The 20,460-nt window shown below is 37.9% G+C and carries 16 protein-coding genes; 7 read left to right on the top strand and 9 right to left on the bottom strand.

What is annotated here, in order from left to right; all coding sequences use genetic code 11:
• Positions 1-27: 27 nt before the first annotated feature.
• From ugpA to J7R07_RS00145, 3 genes are read left to right on the top strand one after another with little or no spacing between them, the layout of a single operon-like run.
• A complete protein-coding gene (ugpA, locus tag J7R07_RS00155) occupies positions 28-912 on the top strand; it encodes a sn-glycerol-3-phosphate ABC transporter permease UgpA (protein WP_208434940.1) in 885 nt (294 codons plus the stop codon).
• A 10-nt stretch (positions 913-922) separates the two neighbouring features.
• Positions 923-1,774 (top strand): sn-glycerol-3-phosphate ABC transporter permease UgpE, encoded by an 852-nt coding sequence (gene ugpE, locus J7R07_RS00150; RefSeq protein ID WP_208434939.1) that lies wholly within the window; start codon positions 923-925, stop codon positions 1,772-1,774.
• 2 nt (positions 1,775-1,776) lie between these two features.
• The gene (locus tag J7R07_RS00145) at positions 1,777-2,823 is read left to right on the top strand and encodes a sn-glycerol-3-phosphate import ATP-binding protein UgpC (RefSeq protein WP_208434938.1); all 1,047 of its coding nucleotides are present in this window, start codon (positions 1,777-1,779) and stop codon (positions 2,821-2,823) included.
• 115 nt (positions 2,824-2,938) lie between these two features.
• On the opposite strand, the gene J7R07_RS00140 is transcribed toward J7R07_RS00145, so the two are convergent.
• The 3 genes from J7R07_RS00140 to J7R07_RS00130 form a co-directional block, all read right to left on the bottom strand.
• A complete protein-coding gene (locus J7R07_RS00140; protein WP_208434937.1) occupies positions 2,939-3,661 on the bottom strand; it encodes a glycerophosphodiester phosphodiesterase in 723 nt (240 codons plus the stop codon).
• A 178-nt stretch (positions 3,662-3,839) separates the two neighbouring features.
• On the bottom strand, positions 3,840-5,396 hold the full coding sequence (guaA, locus tag J7R07_RS00135) for a glutamine-hydrolyzing GMP synthase (RefSeq protein ID WP_208434936.1): 1,557 nt from the start codon (positions 5,394-5,396) through the stop codon (positions 3,840-3,842).
• 132 nt (positions 5,397-5,528) lie between these two features.
• The gene (locus tag J7R07_RS00130) at positions 5,529-6,815 is read right to left on the bottom strand and encodes an RsmB/NOP family class I SAM-dependent RNA methyltransferase (RefSeq protein ID WP_208434935.1); all 1,287 of its coding nucleotides are present in this window, start codon (positions 6,813-6,815) and stop codon (positions 5,529-5,531) included.
• Between the two features lie 520 nt (positions 6,816-7,335).
• Between J7R07_RS00130 and J7R07_RS00125 the strand changes: the two genes are divergently transcribed.
• Complete coding sequence (locus tag J7R07_RS00125) at positions 7,336-7,479, top strand: hypothetical protein (RefSeq protein ID WP_208434934.1); 144 nt, start codon at positions 7,336-7,338, stop codon at positions 7,477-7,479.
• A gap of 161 nt (positions 7,480-7,640) precedes the next feature.
• Here J7R07_RS00125 and guaB read toward each other — a convergent pair whose 3' ends face one another.
• From guaB to J7R07_RS00110, 3 genes are all read right to left on the bottom strand, one after another.
• Entirely contained in the window at positions 7,641-9,140 is a 1,500-nt protein-coding gene (gene guaB, locus J7R07_RS00120) for an IMP dehydrogenase (protein ID WP_208434933.1), read from the bottom strand.
• 139 nt (positions 9,141-9,279) lie between these two features.
• A complete protein-coding gene (locus J7R07_RS00115) occupies positions 9,280-10,851 on the bottom strand; it encodes a phospholipase D family protein (protein ID WP_208435282.1) in 1,572 nt (523 codons plus the stop codon).
• A 414-nt stretch (positions 10,852-11,265) separates the two neighbouring features.
• Complete coding sequence (locus tag J7R07_RS00110) at positions 11,266-12,651, bottom strand: sigma-54-dependent transcriptional regulator (RefSeq protein ID WP_208435281.1); 1,386 nt, start codon at positions 12,649-12,651, stop codon at positions 11,266-11,268.
• 253 nt (positions 12,652-12,904) lie between these two features.
• Here J7R07_RS00110 and omp10 point away from each other — a divergent pair, with 253 nt between their 5' ends.
• Complete coding sequence (omp10, locus tag J7R07_RS00105; RefSeq protein WP_208434932.1) at positions 12,905-13,264, top strand: outer membrane lipoprotein Omp10; 360 nt, start codon at positions 12,905-12,907, stop codon at positions 13,262-13,264.
• 267 nt (positions 13,265-13,531) lie between these two features.
• On the opposite strand, the gene J7R07_RS00100 is transcribed toward omp10, so the two are convergent.
• Positions 13,532-14,524, bottom strand: coding sequence for a KpsF/GutQ family sugar-phosphate isomerase (locus J7R07_RS00100; RefSeq protein WP_208434931.1), 993 nt, complete (start codon positions 14,522-14,524; stop codon positions 13,532-13,534).
• Between the two features lie 39 nt (positions 14,525-14,563).
• Positions 14,564-15,454, bottom strand: a complete 891-nt coding sequence (gene galU / locus J7R07_RS00095) for a UTP--glucose-1-phosphate uridylyltransferase GalU (protein ID WP_208434930.1) — start codon at positions 15,452-15,454, stop codon at positions 14,564-14,566.
• Between the two features lie 271 nt (positions 15,455-15,725).
• Between galU and J7R07_RS00090 the strand changes: the two genes are divergently transcribed.
• The gene (locus J7R07_RS00090) at positions 15,726-16,970 is read left to right on the top strand and encodes a lytic murein transglycosylase (protein ID WP_208434929.1); all 1,245 of its coding nucleotides are present in this window, start codon (positions 15,726-15,728) and stop codon (positions 16,968-16,970) included.
• A 15-nt stretch (positions 16,971-16,985) separates the two neighbouring features.
• Positions 16,986-18,053, top strand: coding sequence for an SGNH/GDSL hydrolase family protein (locus J7R07_RS00085; RefSeq protein WP_208434928.1), 1,068 nt, complete (start codon positions 16,986-16,988; stop codon positions 18,051-18,053).
• Positions 18,054-18,185: 132 nt separating this feature from the next.
• On the opposite strand, the gene J7R07_RS00080 is transcribed toward J7R07_RS00085, so the two are convergent.
• Positions 18,186-20,210, bottom strand: a complete 2,025-nt coding sequence (locus tag J7R07_RS00080; RefSeq protein WP_208434927.1) for a M3 family metallopeptidase — start codon at positions 20,208-20,210, stop codon at positions 18,186-18,188.
• Positions 20,211-20,460: the final 250 nt, after the last annotated feature.

Genomic DNA, 20,460 nt, shown 5'->3' with positions numbered 1-20,460 from the left:
AGTCTCTGTATTTAAAGAACCCTACGGATGCAAGAAAAACACGCATATTTCAAAAATATTCTACTCGCTTACTGGCTGCTTTTACCTCAGCTCATTGTGACTTTTTTATTTTTCTTTTGGCCTGCTGCCCAAGCAATAAAATCGTCTTTCGAGCGTGAAGATCCTTTTGGATTTACGACAACTTTTATTGGATTTGAAAATTATGTGACTATTTTTTCTGATCTTGCTTATCTGAAATCACTTCTTACAACCGCAATATTTTCCATTTCGGTTACTGTCGTTTCGATGACGATAGCACTTCTTTTAGCGGTCTGTGTTGATCGTGTTATCCAGGCAAAAAAGTTCTACACAACACTTTTGCTCTGGCCTTATGCTGTGGCTCCAGTATTGGCGGGTATATTATGGTTGTTTATCTTTCATCCAACCATCGGAATTATCCCTGCTCTTTTAGAAAAGATAGGTATTATATGGAATTATCGTATTAATGGTACTCAAGCAATGATCCTTATTGTGATTGCAGCTAGCTGGAAACAGATCTCCTATAATTTTCTCTTTTTTCTTGCGAGTCTCCAGTCTGTTCCACGTTCCCAAATAGAGGCAGCAGCAATTGACGGTGCCAGCCCTTTTAAACGATTTTGGACCGTAGTTTTTCCGCAAATTTCGCCAACTACTTTTTTTCTTCTTATAGTCAACATCCATTATGTCATGTTTGATACATTTGGTATTATCGATAATATAACCTCTGGAGGTCCTGCACGTGCAACAAATACTCTCGTCTACAAAGTATACGATGATGGTTTTAAAAATCAAATAATCGGTGCATCAGCAGCACAATCAACAATATTAATGTTGATGGTTATTGTCCTAACATTTATCCAGTTCCGCTGGATTGAACGTCGCGTACAATATTAGGAAGTGAATTATGGTTGAAAATCGCCCTATTCTGAAATCTCTAACCCACCTTATTCTTATTGTTGGTATTATCATTATTTGCTTTCCGGTTTACGTTGCTATCATTGCATCAACCCATAGTTCAGCAGCATTTAGTTCAGGAACACTTCCTCTTTTACCAGGAGATCATACTCTAGAAAACTATAAAACAATCTTTGGTGATGGCCTTGTACAACTCGGACTACCCAGTCTTTGGCCACTTTTAATGAATTCGCTTATTATGGCATTTGGTATTAGTATTGGAAAAATTATTATTTCGCTCTTTTCCGCTTATGCAATTGTTTACATGCGTTTTCCTTTCCGAAAAACTACTTTTGCTCTCATCTTTATCACACTGATGCTTCCTGTCGAAGTTCGTATTATTCCAACATATGCAATCGTCGCACAGTTGGGTATGATAAACACCTACGGTGGAATGATTATTCCACTTATTGCATCTGCAACTGCTACATTTTTATTTCGTCAGTTTTTTTTAACTGTTCCTGATGAACTCTTAGAAGCTGCTCGTGTTGATGGTGCAGGACCATTTAGATTTTTTAAAGATATTCTTCTCCCGCTCAGCAAAAGCAATATCGCCGCTTTGTTTATTATTATGTTCATTTATGGGTGGATACAGTATCTCTGGCCTCTTATAGCTACAACTGATCAAAATCATCAAACGATTCTTATTATTCTAAAACAGCTTATTGTTGAATCAGTTCAACACAATCCTCAATGGAATATACTTATGGCAGTATCGGTCGTTGCCATGGTACCGCCCGTTCTTATCGTCATTTGCATGCAGCGACTTTTTATCAAAGGCCTTATTGAAACGGAGAAATGACTGTGGCCATAATTCAGTTATCAAATATAAAAAAACAGTATGACAACGGCATTCCGGTCATTGATGATTTAAATTTGACGGTTGCCGATAGGGAACTTCTTGTCCTTGTTGGTCCTTCAGGATGTGGAAAATCAACGCTCTTGCGCATTATTGCAGGGCTTGAACAAGTCACCGCTGGAGAACTCTATATCGATAATGAGTATATCAATAATCGTGAACCAGCGGATCGTGATATCGCTATGGTTTTTCAAAATTACGCACTCTATCCCCATATGACAGTTCGTGGAAATTTAGAATATGGTCTTAAAAATCGTAAAACCCCTAAAGATGAGATAAATAGACGTATTACACACGCCGCAAAACTTTTGCAAATAGAGTCATTTCTGGATCGTAAACCACGACAACTATCAGGAGGACAACGCCAACGTGTTGCAATGGGACGCGTGATTGTTCGTCAACCACGTGTCTTTCTTTTTGATGAACCGCTCTCCAATCTTGATGCAAAATTGCGAGCGCAAATGTGTATTGAGATTAAAACACTCCAGCGTTCATTAGGGACAACAAGCCTCTATGTTACCCATGATCAACTAGAAGCAATGACACTCGCTGATAGAATCGTTGTCATGAATAAAGGAGCTATCGAGCAAATTGGAACACCAATGGAAATTTACGATTATCCTGCAACAACATTTGTTGCTGATTTTATTGGTTCCCCTCCTATGAACTTTCTCGATCGCCAAATTCTAGAACAATATTTAGGACATTCATTATCTTATAGTAAAGAAACTGATCTTTTAGCATTCAGACCAGAAATCATTTTATTAGGAGAATATCCAGATCAAGGACCTGTCTTTCACACAAAAATTGAGCTTATCAAACCGGTAGGGACAGGAAGCCATGTTGTAACACGTTGGAATGAAAATATCTTTACCATTGAAATAAAAGAGCGTTTGACACACGACTATGGCAAAAAACTTAACTTCACTGTCGCTTATCAAAATTTTCATACCTTTAATAAGACCACTGGAAAACGTATATGCAATAAGTAAATAAAGTAGAAAGTTCAACCTTATAAGCAGGCTTCAATAAATATTTGCTACATTTTTCTTATTAATCTCATTTTTTAAATAATATAGCCTTTTTGTATTATAGATCTATGCTTTTTTATCTTTGTGCACGCAATTGTAAAGCGAGATCAGGTTGATCTGTTGTGATATAATGTACAGGCATATCAAGCCAATGCGATAACCGAGCTCTCCCGTTGATTGTCCATACCCCTACCGTAAAACCAGCATCAAGTGCAGCTTCGATAAAATCCCGTGAAACAATGGAACCATATAAACTCAGATCAGAATATCCCAATTGTTTCCACTCAGAAAAATGATGGTACAGATTACCTTCAAAGCTATCAATACATGGGCCAGATGTTATTCCTGCTTCAATAAAGGGACGAAGGCTTGTAGGATCAAAACTAATTGCAGAAACCCGCTCTGCTAAATTTCGGCCTTTTATCAATGCAAGCGCTTTCTGAGATAAAAGCGTTTCACGCTCAATTTCACCACATGTTTTAATCTCAAGGTGCAATGCAATGTTAGTTGGTGCTAAAAGATCGAGCAGTTCTTCTAATAAAGGAGGAGGTTCAGTGCTTCCTTTTACGCAGAGTTGTTTGCGTGTCTCATTATCAATATCGTGAATATATCCTGTTTTCCCAACCAATTGTTCTAAATGAAAATCATGAAACACAACCACTTCACCACTTTTTAGCAAATGAACATCGCATTCAACCTCATCAACTCCTAACCCAATTGCATGACGAAATGCCGAAAGTGTATTTTCAGGATAAAGATGAGCCCCTCCACGGTGTGCAATAATTTTTTTCTCAGACATATAAAATTTCACATTTCTCAATTTTAAACGATACTCACGAACATACGATCAAATAATCATTTTTAAAAATCACAATAGATAGAAGATAATTTTTAGGAAACTGCATTCTCCTACTTACGTACTCTAATACCAAATTTAAACAATATTCTATTCTTAAAAGATTTGTATTGCATTTTCATTATTCCCACTCAATGGTACTGGGGGGTTTTGAGGTTACATCATAAACAACACGATTAATACCCCTTACTTCGTTAATAATACGTGCCGCTGTTTTGCTTAAAAAGCCCATATCATAAGGATAAAAGTCAGCGGTCATTCCATCCACAGATGTGACCGCACGAAGAGCACAAACAAATTCATAAGTGCGTCCATCACCCATCACACCGACAGTCCGAACAGGAAGAAGAACAGCAAAAGCCTGCCAAATCTCATCATAAAGACCAGCTTTACGAATTTCATCAAGGTAGATGGCATCCGCTTCACGTAAAATTTCTAATTTTTCACGTGTAACTGCGCCTGGACATCGAATTGCAAGACCAGGACCTGGAAAAGGATGACGCCTAATAAACTGCTCAGGTAATCCTAATTCTCGCCCTAGCGAACGAACCTCATCCTTAAACAGTTCACGCAACGGTTCTATAAGTTTCATATTCATCCGTTCTGGTAACCCCCCTACATTATGATGGCTTTTAATTGTTACCGATTTACCAATCGCTGAAACACTCTCAATCACATCTGGATAAAGTGTACCCTGTGCTAAAAATTCTGCACCTCCGATCTTTTTGGTTTCTTCTTCAAAAACTTCAATAAAAAGGTGACCAATTGTTTTGCGCTTTTTTTCTGGATCTGTCTCACCTTCTAGAGCATGGAGAAATATGTTGGCAGCATTCACGTGAATAAGTTCTATATTATAATGATCACGAAAGAGCGTGAGAACTTCTTCAGCTTCATTCTTGCGCATCAACCCATGATCTACCAAAATACATGTTAGTTGATCTCCTATCGCTTCATGGAGAAGCACAGCCACAACGGATGAATCCACCCCACCTGAAAGACCACAAATCACACGACTTTTTCCAACTTTTTGTCGTATTGTAGCAATTGCCTGCTCACGATAAGCAGCCATTGACCAATCGCCTTTAAGACCAGAGATTTTATGAATAAAATTTTGCAAAAGCTTTGTACCATCTGGGGTATGAACAACTTCAGGATGAAATTGCACTGCATAAAGACGCTTTTTTTCATCAGCAATAGCAGCATAAGGAGCGCCTTTTGAAGTTCCTATGACGCGAAAACCTTCTGGTAAAGCCGTCACACGATCACCGTGACTCATCCATACTTGATAATGAGAGCCTTTTTCCCACACACCATCAAACAATGCACTCTCTTCTTGCACCTCTAAAAAAGCGCGCCCAAATTCACGCTCATGTCCCGCTTCAACTTTTCCATTAAGTTGAACACACATGACTTGTTCACCATAACAAATACCAAGAACTGGAACACCAATTTCAAAAATTTCCATAGGAATACGCGGCGAACCATCATCAATAACTGAATAAGGACTACCTGATAAAATAACAGCTTTAGGTCTTATCCGCTTGAGACTTTCTAAAGCAGATTGAAAAGGGACAATTTCACAATAGACACCCATTGCTCGCACCCGCCGTGCGATAAGTTGTGTAACTTGTGAACCAAAGTCAATAATAAGAACAGCGTCTGGATGTGATATGCTCATAAAAAACCAATCAATTATTGTAAAAGAGAACCAATAAGATTTATTATTCAATCTTCTCTTTTTCACAAGCCTATTCACCTGAGAAAAAGGTTCTGCTCATAAAATTTAAGATAAAAAATGTAAAAGTACGTATCAATGTTTTTTTTGCAACACAGATAAAAAGAAACCATCTGTTTTTGTTGTTGCGGGTGATAAGGTGAGTCCATAATTTGAAAAAAGCGGTTGAACAGAAGAAGAACTAAAATGTTTTTGCCAAAGTGCACGCATATCGATTGGATAAAAATTGGTATACTGTTGAAGAAAACGGAAAATTTGTTCTTCATTTTCATCCACGAAAAGAGAACATGTAATATAGACTAAACATCCATTTGGTTTAAGATAATCTATAGCTTCATTTAAAATAGTTCTCTGTTCTATTTGGCGTTGTCTTACCTGTTCCGACGTTAAACGCCATTTTGTATCTGGTCGCCGCCTCCATGTTCCTGTACCACTACATGGTGCATCCAGCAAAACAATATCCATTCGACCTACTAACGGCTTTAATTCTTCTCTATGTCCACGTGATTGTACATTCCGAACACCAGCGCGTCGGAGACGATCAAAAATAGGGGCTAAACGCGCTTTATCTGAATCATAAGCATAAATTTGTCCCTTATTTTCCATACTGGCAGCTAAAGCCAACGTTTTGCCACCAGCCCCAGCACAATAATCCAAGACCTGCATATTTGCTTTTGCTTCGACAAGATAAGCAACAATCTGAGATCCTAAATCTTGTATTTCAAAGTACCCCTTTTGAAAAGCTGGTTCAGCTTGGACATTGGGATGACGTTCAAATTTCTCAATCGGCGCAATTCTTAAGGCTTGCGGAAACCATGACAACGGTTCAGCTTTTGTTTTTGATAATTTCTGTAAAATCTTCTCTGGCGTTGCCTTCAGGCTATTCACACGTAAATCTAAAGAAGGACGTGTTGCTAATGCAGCAGCTTCAATGACCCAATTGTCCGAGAATGAAGAAAGAAGATGTGTTTGACACCATTGTGGAATATCACCACGAATATAGTCTGGTGCATCAACTAACCGCTGTTTTTGCCATGATTGGCGCTGCTTATCCCCTAATAGCTGTGGTGCAAATCGATCTCCTGCCAACGCACTATCAATTTGTTCAATCGTCATTTTACCAGTGTCTAATAGGGTACCAAAAACGATATCTCGGATATCATCGCTCTCCATACGCCATTGTAAGGAATAACGCCGTCTTAAGACATCATAAACGATTGTACCAATCGCCGCGCGATCACCTGCTCCAGCAAAACGATGACAAACTCCCCAATCTTTCAAGGCTTCCCCTATTGGACGATATCGAATTTCTATCTCTCTTAGAACATCTATTGCTGCTTGCAAACGACCACCTAATCGCATTCATTTCTCCCATTGCATTTCAATAAAATTCTAAACCATTGAAGTAAAGAACAACCTTATCTCTCTTATTGCCAGTGGAATCTTCCCAAAACTATCTCAAATTTACATTGCAAACCTTGTGATTCTGATCATACTTTTTAGTGAATCAAAACTTTTCCTTTCATGTGCTCTCTGTTTATATTCCTCTTACTCTAAAATACATAGACTCTCCCTTAGTCCACTACGATAGGGGGTATCCTTAAAATCTCTTTTTCAATGTACATTTACAAAATGTCATCTTCCCTTCTTTCTTGGTAAATTAAATTGCCATAGCTCGCTCTAAACAGCACGTAACATCCATTATCTATCATCTTGAAAATATTCTCTTTCTGAAAGGATAAAAAATTCTTCTCTTAAGGCCAGCACACGTATCCTATTATTAATAAAATATTAACTTTTTCGAAAACACTTGGAACCACTATTTGGCATGACCGTTTTTACTGTACTGGTTTTAAGCCAGATAATTTAAAAGGAGAAAATAATGAACACTTACAATAATGGGAAAACAACTTCATCTAAAAGCCGTCACAATACAATGCCCTCAAACAATGGAAAGAAATCCATCGATCAGGCTAACACTCGCCAACGTGCGTCAAAGTCGGAGCGGAAGACTATAAAAAGTTAATTCCCTTAATTTTATATAACCCACGGAAGGAATTGGAATATGATCCTCCAATTCTTTCCTTGCTAAAATCATTACACTAAATTATAAAAAGGAAAAAGGGTAGAACCTCTGTATTTTCAAAAGATTTTGTATCATGTAACATAATTCTAAACTCTTAAATATCAAACAGGACCCCGGTAATTTGGACTCTCCCGTGTGATAGCGACATCGTGTGTATGGCTTTCATGAAGCCCAGCATTGGTGATCCGGACAAACGTTGCTTTTTTACGAAATTCAGCTAAATCTTTCGCCCCAACATACCCCATTGAAGCACGCAACCCACCAGCTAGTTGGTGTAGAACCGATGCTATAGGTCCTTTATAGGCCACTTGTCCCTCCACACCTTCAGGAACTAATTTAAGTTCATCACGTACTTCATCCTGAAAATAGCGATCTGCCGACCCCCTTGCCATAGCACCAACTGATCCCATACCACGATAGGCTTTAAAAGAGCGCCCTTGATAAAGATAAACGTCGCCAGGACTTTCATCTGTACCTGCTAAAAGAGAACCAATCATAGCAGCACAAGCCCCACCTGCTAAAGCTTTAGCAAAATCACCCGAAGCTTTGATGCCACCATCAGCAATGACAGGAATATCTGCTTTTTCAGCAACTTCTGCAGCATTCATAATAGCTGCAAGTTGAGGCACACCAACACCTGCAACAATTCGTGTTGTGCAAATAGAACCAGGACCAATACCAACCTTTACCGCATCTGCACCACTATCAATTAATGCCTGCGTTGCTTGAGAAGTCGCTACATTACCAGCAATAACAGCTATAGAACACGCCATTTTTTTAATTCGCTCAACGGTTTCTAGCACACGTTGAGAATGCCCATGCGCTGTATCAATCACCAGCACATCTACACCTGCATCAATGAGCCGTTCAGCCCGCTCAATCCCATCACGCCCCACACTACTAGCAGCTCCAACACGCAAACGACCTTGAGAATCTTTAGCTGCGTTTGGATTTAATTGTGCTTTTTCAATATCCTTAACTGTTATCAAACCGACACAACGATTTTGTTCATCTACAACCAATAATTTTTCAATACGGTGATGATGTAAAAGATACTTCGCTTCACTGAGTTGAACATTTTCACGTACCGTAATCAAATTTTCATGCGTCATTAATTCATAAATTTTTTGTTTTGGATCCGATGCAAAACGCACATCCCTATTCGTCAAAATACCAACAAGCCGTCCTGCAGTCTCACCTTTAGCACCATTTTCAACAACTGGAATACCTGAAATACCATATGAGCGCATCAAAGCTTTTGCCTCTTCAAGTGTTGCATCTGGTCCCATTGTTACTGGATTAACAACCATACCAGATTCAAATTTTTTTACTTGACGAACTTCTTCAGCTTGCTCTGTAGGAGACATATTCCGATGGATAACACCAAGACCACCAGCTTGCGCCATAGCAATAGCTAAACGCGATTCTGTTACAGTATCCATTGCAGCAGAAAGCAATGGCAAATTTAACTTAATATCAGCTGCAATACGTGTTCTAAGATCTACTTGGCCAGGCATAACAAGAGAATGACCAGGCTGTAAAAGCACGTCATCAAAAGTCAGTGCCAATGCACCTGTCCCCGTTTCAACAATTTTTGCCATAGCCAAATTCCTTTTATAATAAAATACCGCAAGGTGCTTTAAAATAACAACTGCGGTTTTCATACGTTGTGGATTGGCACAAAAATATGCCATTTTACAAAAAAAATAAAAATAATTTTTTTATTATAGCTTATAAAATCTACAATTGCGATTCAATGGGCAGCCAACTTATTATTTTTGAAAACGCGCGGCGCCAAAATTTGCTTTCTGGCTCATAATCTATGCTGTACTGTTTTTCATTTTCAATAAAATCCCAGTAAATACGGTTATTATCCCCAAGACGGAGATGATAACTCATTTCACCTGTTGTTTCTTCAGAAAAAAGCAAATCTAGCATTGCTGTAATCGGTTCACATTCAAAAAGAATACCCATTTCTGTATTCAGTGCAGCTGATCTGGGATCAAAGTTTAAAGATCCAATAAACGCAGTTTTACGATCAACCAAAAAAGCTTTGGTATGTAAACTTGTCCTACTCGATCGAAAGAGCCGCAATCCGTGCGTGTTTCCATCTGGCTTTAACTCATAAAGTTTAACACCATTTTTTAAGAGTGCTTTACGATATGGTACATAACCACCATGCACCAGTGCTACATCAGTGGCTGCTAAAGAATTTGTAAGAATTTTTACATCAACACCCTTTAAAACCAAATTGCTAAAATTCTGTGTGCCTACCTTGCCAGGAACAAAATAAGGTGATGTAATTTGGACCGTTTTTTTAGCATCTCCAATAACCTGTGAAAGTGCCTTTATGAGCCAATTTCCCGACTTTTTACGCAATGCTTTTTCTGGAGGATCAGAAAGAACAACAACTTTATCTGCTAAAAATAACCGCTTTCCTGTCTGGAGAAAAAAATCAAAATTAATATGCTTTTTGACATAATCTAAATAAACCTTTGCAGCTTTGGAATCACGAAATTGTCGTAATTTATCCTTCCAATAACCAAGGTCACCTGCAGTTTTAGGAGCAACCAAAGTATGAATCGGCAAAACCACAGCACTATTCCAAAAGTCATCAAAAACAGTTTCCACCTTTTTAACCGAAGGACCGATTAACATCAGATCCAAATCTCGAAAATGTGATTCCTCACCAACATCAAAATAAGAATCTGCAAGATTACGTCCTCCTACAAAAGCTACTCGACCATCCACAATAAAAGCTTTATTATGCATTCTGCGTGTTACGGTAATTGCCCGCAATATAATCTCTAAGCCACGGCGTAATCCCCCCTTACGTGATAGTCCTGGATTAAACATTCTGACCTCAATATGAGGATGTTTATCCAGTGCAATATAAGCTGGATCACGTGCCTGAGCATTAATATCATCTAAAAGAAGACGTACTCGAACACCACGATCAGCTGCCTCCACTATTTCACTTAATAATAAACGTCCCGTTAAATCATCATCCCAAATATAATACATCAGATCAAGACTACGTCCCGCCTGTGCTGCGCCTATTGCACGAACACAAAACGCATCCAAATTGCTGATGATGAGTGAAAGGGCGTCTTTATCAACCCCTAATCCATCCCTCTCCTCTGCCAATAGGCTGATTATACGGTCAAGCTTGGTTTCATCTTTCTTAACAGCTAATGCATAAGAACATACCCCTCTAGCACTTTTCACAAAACGTCCATATGTATAAATCGCCAACACAGACGCAATAAAAAAAAATATGATAAAATCGATAGCAATTTGTAACAGAGTCAAAGAGAATAAACTTTCCATTTTTAAGACACCGTATAGCCCCCGATACGGATCACAACATTAAAATTAACGATCATGTCTTAATCATTGCAACAGATGGAATACCATCTCTTGCTTAAGAGAATATAAACCCAATATCAATGATTTCAGAATTTTAGCTCTCATACTAAAAAGTATAAAAGTTATCTCTCATCTTAAATGAATATAAATCGAACTAACGTTGTGAAAACTAAAATAAGAAAAGATAATTGCAAATAATTCAGTACTTATTAAGTCTTCAAGACTATCTTCAATATCTAAGATTTATAACAAAGAATATTTCTTTTAAAAACCAAAATCCCTTCCCTGCCTTCACTAAAAGCTACTTCAGTTTTTCTGAAAATCACGCCTCTCATAAATGGAAATCTGTTACGGATTTTAATTGCGTTCTTGGCTTTTCTTTACTCTCAATTCCTCTATTTTTCGATAAAGCGTAGAACGCCCGATATGAAGACGGCGAGCAATCTCACTCATATGTCCCTTATAATGTTGAACCGCTTTTTCGATAATATCATGTTCCATCTCTGCAAAAGTGCGAACATGCCCATCAGCATTTAAAAATTGTATGGATTCCTGTTCATGATCTTCTTGAACATCACTTTCAATAATATTTGGAACGCTTATCAACGGATTCCCCATCAATTGGGGAAAATCCCGCACAGTTAACAATGGCCCCTCACTGAGTAAAACTGCACGAAATAGAAAATTCTCAAGTTCACCACGATTACCAGGCCAATCATACTGCATAAGCAAGGAAAGAGCTGATCCCGCTAAACCATGCACATGCGACCGGCCCGTTTCCGTAATAATGCGGTCGATCAAACGTTGCGTAAGCTCTGGAAAATCATCTCTCAATTCCCGCAAAGCAGGAACACCGATTGATAATTGAGAAAGCTGTTCAAACAAACTGCGCGAAAAATAATCTTCTTTAACCAAATCTGAAAGCCGAGATGCTGAAATAGCTATGATCCGGAAAGGGGGAGTATTGTTCTTTGTTATCTTTTCCCTCTCCTGAAGATAACCAGCGAAACGCTTTTGCTGTATGGGCTCGAGTCGATCAACATCACAAAGACAAAGAGTCCCCTTTTCAAGAGCAGAGACCAGTGGCAAAAATTCTTTAAACCACTGACGCTCTTCCTCCTCTGGGTCAACGATAGCTGAACATTGGAAGCGAATAAAAGCCCCATCCGATAACAAACCTTCATGATGAATAATGCGTGCCAGTGTTTCACGACCAGTTCCACCTTCACCTTCTATCAAAAGATTCTGTAAAGAAGCTGCTGCATTCCTCGATTGTTCCAGAACTATCTGCATTGCCTTACTTTTTATGCAGAGGTCAGAAAATCGTAAATGATTCTCATTTTTGCGCCTAATATAACGAACCTCACGCTCTAATGCAGAAATAAGAGCAAGAGTATCCAGAGTAACTCTTAACCGTAATGATGTAACTGGATGAATCCAATAATCAATAGCCCCAGCTGCTAAAGCTTTCTGGAGTAAACCTTGATTCTCTTGTTGTGCTATCACAACAATAGGAACAGAAACACCAGCAACCCTAATCATTTTAATCAAATCACCCACACTCAAATCACTCATCGCAACATCAAGGAGTGCAAGCACAATATTTTTGCGTCTGTGTAAAAGATCGATCGTACGGAGTCCATTTTCTGCTTCAATAACACGGTGACCAAAACCTCGGAGCATAGCAGAAAGTTCTATACGTCTTCCATAATCTTCACTCGCAACAAGAATGGGACCAACCATAATTTCAATAATCTCCCTTGAGACTATTAAACGGCTTAATGTAAAAATTGTTGTAAACCATAAGAAATATTTCACCTCTTGTGTTTCATCTACGAATTTCATCAAGCTGCTAATTAAATACAACATTAAGGCATTTTTTTCTATTTTTTTGCTTTTTCATTGATTTTTATCAAATTTTTCATCTTGACTCGTGAAGTAATTTAACAATGTTATAGAGGCTAGAGAATAAAATAATATAAATAGAGTAAAACAAATGAAACATATCTGCCGTATTTTATATCTTACCATTACCGCTTTGGTATTAAGTGCCTGCATCTTTTCACAATATTACGGGCAAAATATACCAGCTGGAATTGATGGTAAATGGGTTGATGAAAACGGCATTATTTCTTTTTTTCGCAATGGTGTTTTTGAAACACATGCAGCAGATACTGAAGAAAAACTATCAGAAGGCACATATAATTATGTTAGTGCTCAAAATATAGAAATTGAAATACGCTCCATTCTTCGTGGAACCGTATCCAAAGTCGAGTGTATGATATCACGGGATGCAATGAAACTTCTTTGCACATCACATACAGGATCACAGTTTTCTCTTAATAGGAAACTTTGATAAAATAAAAGCCCTGGCTTCTTTTGGAAACATGGTAAGTCGCATAATCAGGAAGTATAATCTCTCCCCTTGATAAGGGGTTTTCTCTAAAATACATAAAATACTGATACCGCATTCTAACGATAAAACCTGCAAATACTATGGTATGTTCAAGAAACCATTTTTTCCAAGAAATATCCCCGGTTGTCGTCGAACAGAGTTTTATCTTTTTGTTTTTAAATCTATTTTATTCTGGAACAAAACCCAATTTGATGTGTGTACTCCAACTTACACCACACCAATACGCAAAAGATCATGGAAATGAACAATTCCCACTGGTTTTTTGTTCTCAACTACAAAAAAAGCTCCAATATGGTGATCATTAATAAACGCTGTTGCAGCACCAACCAACGTATTTGGCTCCACAATTTTAGGATTTTTTGTCATCACCTCATCAACATTAAATTTTGATAAGTTAAAGTGAATGTTGCGTGCAAGATCACCATCGGTCACAATCCCGATCAGCTCACCTTTTTGATTCACAACACCAACACATCCAAAATGTTTTTCAACCAAAACATGCATCGCTTCAGTCATAGTTGCTCCCTGTGCAACTAAAGGAATACGATCACCCTCATGCATAATATCACGCACATATTTTAGGCTTGCACCGAGCGAGCCACCAGGATGATAAATTTTGAAATCCGTTGCACTAAAGCCACGCATTTCTAAAAGAGCAACAGCTAATGCATCTCCCATCGCTAATTGCATAATGGTTGAAGTTGTAGGAGCAAGACCATGAGGACAAGCCTCTTCTATTTTTGGCAATAAAAGTACAATATCAGCTTGTCGTCCTAATACAGAGTTTTTACCCGATGTCATGGCAATAAGTGGTATGCGAAAACGTGCAGCATGCTTAATAATACCACTTAATTCCAAAGTTTCACCAGACCATGATAAGGCGAGAATAACATCATCAGATCCAATCATACCAAGATCACCATGATTGGCTTCTGCAGCATGAACAAAAAAGGCAGGCGTCCCCGTCGAAGCTAGGGTTGCAGCAATTTTTGTACCTATATGACCGCTCTTCCCAAGACCAGTAATCACCACATGGCCATTAGCATTCCTGATGGTTTGAACAGCAGTTTTAAAGGAAGAAGAAAGATTTCCAAGAAGAGCTACTTCAAGCGCCTTTAGACCTTGTTTTTCACTTGCAAGAGTTTTTAACGCTGATGTGATAGCACCCTGCAAAGCTATATGAGAAGCTTGTATTGTCATAATCAAATATGATAAATGAAATTAAATGAGAGATCTACATCATTTTTCAACTTTAATGGTTTCTAGTAAATTTTTTAATGAGGCAGAGACTTGGCAATGCATATCAGCGCGTGCCAAAGAGAATGCAACATTGGCTTCAATAAAACCAGTTTTAGAACCACAATCAAAGGTAAGTCCTTCTAATTGGAAACCAAAAAAATCCTGCTCACTTAAAAGCCTCACCATTGCATCTGTTAATTGAATTTCATTTCCCGTTCCTCGTTTTTGATTAGAGAGAATGTTAAAAATTTCTGGTTGTAAAATATAACGTCCATTGATGTACAGATTTGATGACGCTGTTCCTTTTGTTGGTTTTTCTATCATTTTTGTAATTTTAAAACCGTTTGCTATCTGCTTGCCTTTTCCAACAATACCATATTTATGCACTTCTTCAGGATCGCACTCCTGAACAGCAATAATATTTCCTCCACCGGTTTCCTTATAGAGATTTATCATCTCAGAAAGACATCCCTTTTTAGCTTGTATAAGCATATCCGGTAACAATAAAGCAAAAGGCTCCTCTCCAACCAACTCACGTGCACACCAAAGGGCATGCCCTAACCCTAAAGGCTGCTGTTGGCGCGTAAAAGAAGTCGTACCAGGTGGAGGTTGTAAATCGTGCAAATGTTCAAGTTCTTCTCTTTTACCACGTTCTGCAAGGGTTGTATATAATTCAACTTGCGCATCAAAATAATCCTCAATGACTGCTTTATTGCGCCCAGTAACAAAGATAAAATGCTCAATACCAGCTTCACGAGCCTCATCTACAACATATTGAATAACCGGCTTATCAACAACAGTCAGCATTTCTTTAGGAATTGTTTTTGTTGCAGGAAGAAAACGTGTACCAAGACCAGCCACGGGAAATACTGCTTTCCGGATTTTACACATTTACACCCTCCTACCCCTCATTCATCGTATAGCTTTATAAATTCATTTAACATATGTTTTTACCAAATGGTAAAAAAGATATCTTATTGTTTTGATTGCCATTATAATGGACAGGAAAGAGATGCAAGAGTATAATAATCCATTGAGAACATTCCCTTAAACAAATAATTTGTTTTAGCTTTTTTATACGCTTGATAACATCGTCAATAACACCAAATACAAAATAATGTTTTGCGTATTAAAATATTTAAATATTAAGGGGAATTTAAAAATGCAAAAAACAGAATCTAAAACTTTTTCTTCTTTAAAGAAATTGATCAATCGAGGAACTCTTATCATAGGTTTTACCGCTTTTTACATGTTTTTTGCACAATTTTTACACGCTGATAGTGGTTTTAAATACTGGATTAAAGAATTTAGAAAAACAGCTCTTGCCAACAATATTTCATCCTCCACGTTTGATATAGCTTTTCAAGGTATCAGTGCAATTGATCCAGAAGTCTTAAAAAGGGCCGCATATCAACCAGAATTTGTTGATCCTTCATGGAACTACTTCGACAATCGTGTTCATGATATTGCGATTGTGGAAGGACAGCGCCAAGCTCAAAAATGGCAAAAGTGGTTGCCTCAAATTGAGCAACGTTTTGGTGTTGACCGTAATATTCTCCTAGCTATTTGGTCAATGGAAAGCAATTATGGAAAAATTTTAGCAAATAAAGGTGTAATGCGTGATACCATTCGCTCACTTGCAACCCTAGCCTATGCTGATAAAAAACGTGCAAAATATGCACAGGCACAACTCATTGCTGCCATGAAAATTCTCCAAAGCGGTGAAATTAGACGTGTACAACTTACTGGATCTTGGGCCGGTGCAATGGGACATACGCAATTTATTCCAAGCAGTTATCTTGCCTACGCCATTGACATGAATGGAGATGGACGACGTGATATCTGGACTTCTGTCCCAGATGCTTTAGCTACTGCTGCTAATCTTCTCCACATGAATGGTTGGCAACCTAACCTTCCTTGGGGAGTAGAAGTTAAATTGCCACAAGGGAAAAACCTCCCCGAAGATTGGCATTCCTTTGAGCAATGGGCAAAGCTAGGTGTAAAACACGCGAACGGACAGCCTTTGCCTTTATCACCTGAACGTGCAATATTGAAATATCCAGATGGACTAAAAGGGCCGATATTTTTAGTAACAAAAAATTTCTTTGTGCTTAAACGTTATAATAATGCAGATCGCTATGCTTTCGCGGTCGCCCTTCTCGCTAACCGCATTGCTGGACATCCTGGATTGATTCAGGATTGGCAAAGACCATTCGAACCTCTTACTTTCCATGAGCGCAAAGAATTGCAATCTCGCTTAATGGCACTTGGCTATTATAAAGGAGAAATTGATGGCAAAATCGGTACCGTCTCTCGAAAAGCACTTAAAGCTTTTCAACTACGACACGGCTTAACGGCTAATGGATATCCAACTCGTGAAGTTCTTTTTCTTCTTCGAAAACAATAATTTGGAGTAAAGTATTTGTCGTATTCATGCCCGATATACTTAATCTTCTTGTTGTTCTCGCTCTTCGTTGTAAGTGTCATACAACCATCTCCAAGTAAAGCGACGAATTTTTTTAAATGGTTGGTAGAACAGAACAAACAAGAGCAACCACAACAACACCCACAAATTATAGAACAGAAGAGATACAAACCACAAAAAAAGACTGTAACACAAAAATCCGTACAAAAAATAAAAAAAGAAAATGCAAAACGCATTCTCGTTATAGGGGACTTTGTAGCTTCTGCTGTTGCCGATGCGCTTAAGAAGTTTTTTATGGATAATCGTGATATTATCATCATAAATCATACGATACCGAATTCTGGTTTGGTCCGCACTGATCAAACTTCTTGGAAAAGTCATATTTCTAAGCTCATTGATAAAAATAAACCCGACGTTATTATCATAGTGATTGGTGCTAATGATAATCAACCAATAACAACGTCTTATGGCGTATTCAATACAATGCAGCCAGAATGGCTCAATGCCTACAAGCAGAGAATTTCCGAAATTGCTGAAAACCTTCATATTTCAGGGAAACCGTGGATATGGATGGGACAACCTGCTTTTGGAAATGATAATTTGACACAAAAAATGAAAATTCTTAATGAGCTCTACAAACAAAAAACAGAAGCAGCAGGAGGATATTTTATCGATATTTGGAATGCTTTCATTGATGAACGCGGACAATTTTCTTTTTCAGGCTATGATATAAACGGAAAAGTCGTTAGATTACGTGCACATGATGGTATGAATTTTACCCCTGAAGGAAAAAGAAAACTTGCTTCTTATTTAGAAAAAAAATTGGAAAATATTTTAAATTTTCATACACTTCCCCATGAAAATCCACTTTTGGTCAATCTCAATACTCTAAAATTTACGCAAGCAGCACGAAAGATTGAACGTCAATCTCCTATGAGCCTTCATGATATAGCACAACAAAATACTGAATTAATCAATAAAATCGATCAAAGATTCATAAAAAGATCGTGGCCTCCGGAAAATGGTCATCAAAAAGATCGTGCTGATAATTTTTCTTTCCCCTGATAACTTTAAAGTACGAAATTTTCATTTGCTCCACAAATGAAAAACTCCCGTTTATATGACCATAATTTTGCATAAACCCCAACCGTAGAAAAGAACACAACAACGGTATGGCTCACACCATACCGTCATCTCTTACAACCCACGTTTTTTTATCATAGCTTCTGGTGAAGGTAATCGTCCCCGAAATGCTTTATAGAGTTCCTCTGGATCACGGCTTCCTCCAGCAGAATAAATAAAACGCTTTAAGCGATCAGCAAGTTCCGAATTAAAAACATCACCTGTTTCTTCAAAAGCTTGAAAAGCATCAGCATCGAGTACTTCCGACCACATATAAGAATAGTAGCCAGCGGCATAACCATCTCCTGAAAATATATGCGTAAAATGTGCAGGACGATGACGCATAGTAATAGTGTTGGGCATTTGCAACTTTTCTAATTCCTGACGCTCAAATATTGTTGGATCAGTTACCGTTTTTCCCTGATGAAAAGCCATATCCACTAGAGCCGATGAGATAAATTCAACTGCAGCAAAACCAGCATTAAATATCTGTGCAGATAAAACTTTATCCATCAATGTTTGTGGCATAGGAAGCCCTGTTTTTGTATGTGTCGCATAAGATTTTAAAACTTCTGGTACTGTTAACCAATGTTCGTAAAGCTGAGATGGAAATTCAACAAAATCGCGCGAGACGGATGTTCCTGATACAGATGGCCATGTTACATCAGAAAGCAAACCATGCAATGCATGACCAAATTCGTGAAAAAGCGTACGTGCATCTTCAAGTGATAAAAGAGCAATCTCACCTTTGGGTGGCTTAGCAAAATTACAAATATTGTAGATAATAGGCTTTTGTCCGCCAGCCAATTTATGTTGGGATTGCAGTCCGTTCATCCATGCACCAGACCGTTTTGAAGGACGCGCAAAATAATCACCAATAAAATGTCCAAGCAAGCTTCCATCAGATTTTCTTACTTCCCACAAACGTGCATCAGGATGCCAAAGTGTAACATCACTTTTTTCTTCAAATGTAATGCCAAAGAGTTTTCCTGCTACTCCAAAAGCCGCTTTAATCATGCGATCAAGCTGAAAATAATATTTAATTTCAGAACCATCAAAAGAAAATTTTTCAGAGCGAAGTTTTTCAGCATAATAACGCCAATCCCACGCCTTTAAAGTTTCATTGCTTCCCTGATTATTTGCAAAGTTCTGCAATTCAATTTGTTCACTAGAAGCCTTAGCTCTTGCTCGTTCCCACACAGGCGTGAGTAAATCCATAACCGCATCAACACTTTTTGCCATAGTATTATCAAGTTTTAAATCTGCGAAGGATTTATATCCTAATAATTTAGCTTTCTCATCTCTCAGTGCAATAATCTCTGAAATAATAGCGCAATTATCATTTTCATTATTATTTTCCCCACGTTTAACCCAAGCTTGGAATGCATTCTCACGCAAATCACGACGATGAGAGAATTTTAGAAAAGGCTCAACAATTGAACGTGCTAAGGTTAATGCATAAGCACCTTCATGACCTCTCGCTCGCGCAATTTCCTTCATTGAAGCTATAAGATCATCAGGCAAACCAGATAAATCTGTCTGTTTTAAAAGTAAAATCCATTCAGCTTCATCTTTTAAGACATGCTGGCCAAAAGTAGCACTTAAAAAGGCAAGCTTCTCATTAATTTTTACAAGTCGTTCTTTACTTTCTTCATCAAGTTTTGCACCATTACAAACGAATTTTTTCCACCATAATTCAAGCACACGTGTTGTTTCACTATCATACATGCCCTGCTTTGATTGTTTATAGAGTGCATCCATTTTGGCAAATATTCGTGCATCCATCATTATTTTCGAAGAATAATGAGAAAGTTTTACAACAAACTCTCGTTCTAACTGCTGAATCAACGCGTTACTATGTGCACCTGAACGCAAGAAAAATATTGAACATACACGATCAAGTGCTTTGCCAGAAAGTTCAAAAGGTTGCAAAAAATTTTCAAACGTTGGTGGTTCTTTCACTCTCGCAATCATCTCTAGTTCTTCTTCTGCTTCTTGAAGAGCTTTTTCAAAAGCGGGTTTAAAATCTTCATCACTTATTGAAAAAAAATCCGGAAGCCCCGAAAATCCCTTCCAGTCCAGCACTGCTGCTTTTGTCATAACACACTCTCTCCATTATAAATTTAATGTAATAATGATTACCTTCACGACATAAATTGATAATATACTAAATTTATTTATTGAACTTCAAAAATACCTTTTAGGTCTCTCTTTTAAGAGCAGAACTAAAGGATATCTTTGTTATGAGGAGATAAACAAAAATGTGAATCCTACATACTTTATTCATGAAATTGTTTATAACCTGCAATCTATCCTTGACTTTATTTTAAATATTAACAATTGGAAGAGT

It is taken from the genome of Bartonella phoceensis (assembly GCF_902825145.1).
Taxonomy (GTDB): domain Bacteria; phylum Pseudomonadota; class Alphaproteobacteria; order Rhizobiales; family Rhizobiaceae; genus Bartonella; species Bartonella phoceensis.
The sequence above is the reverse complement of the archived record's forward strand: the minus strand, read 5'-3'. Positions and strand labels throughout refer to the sequence as shown.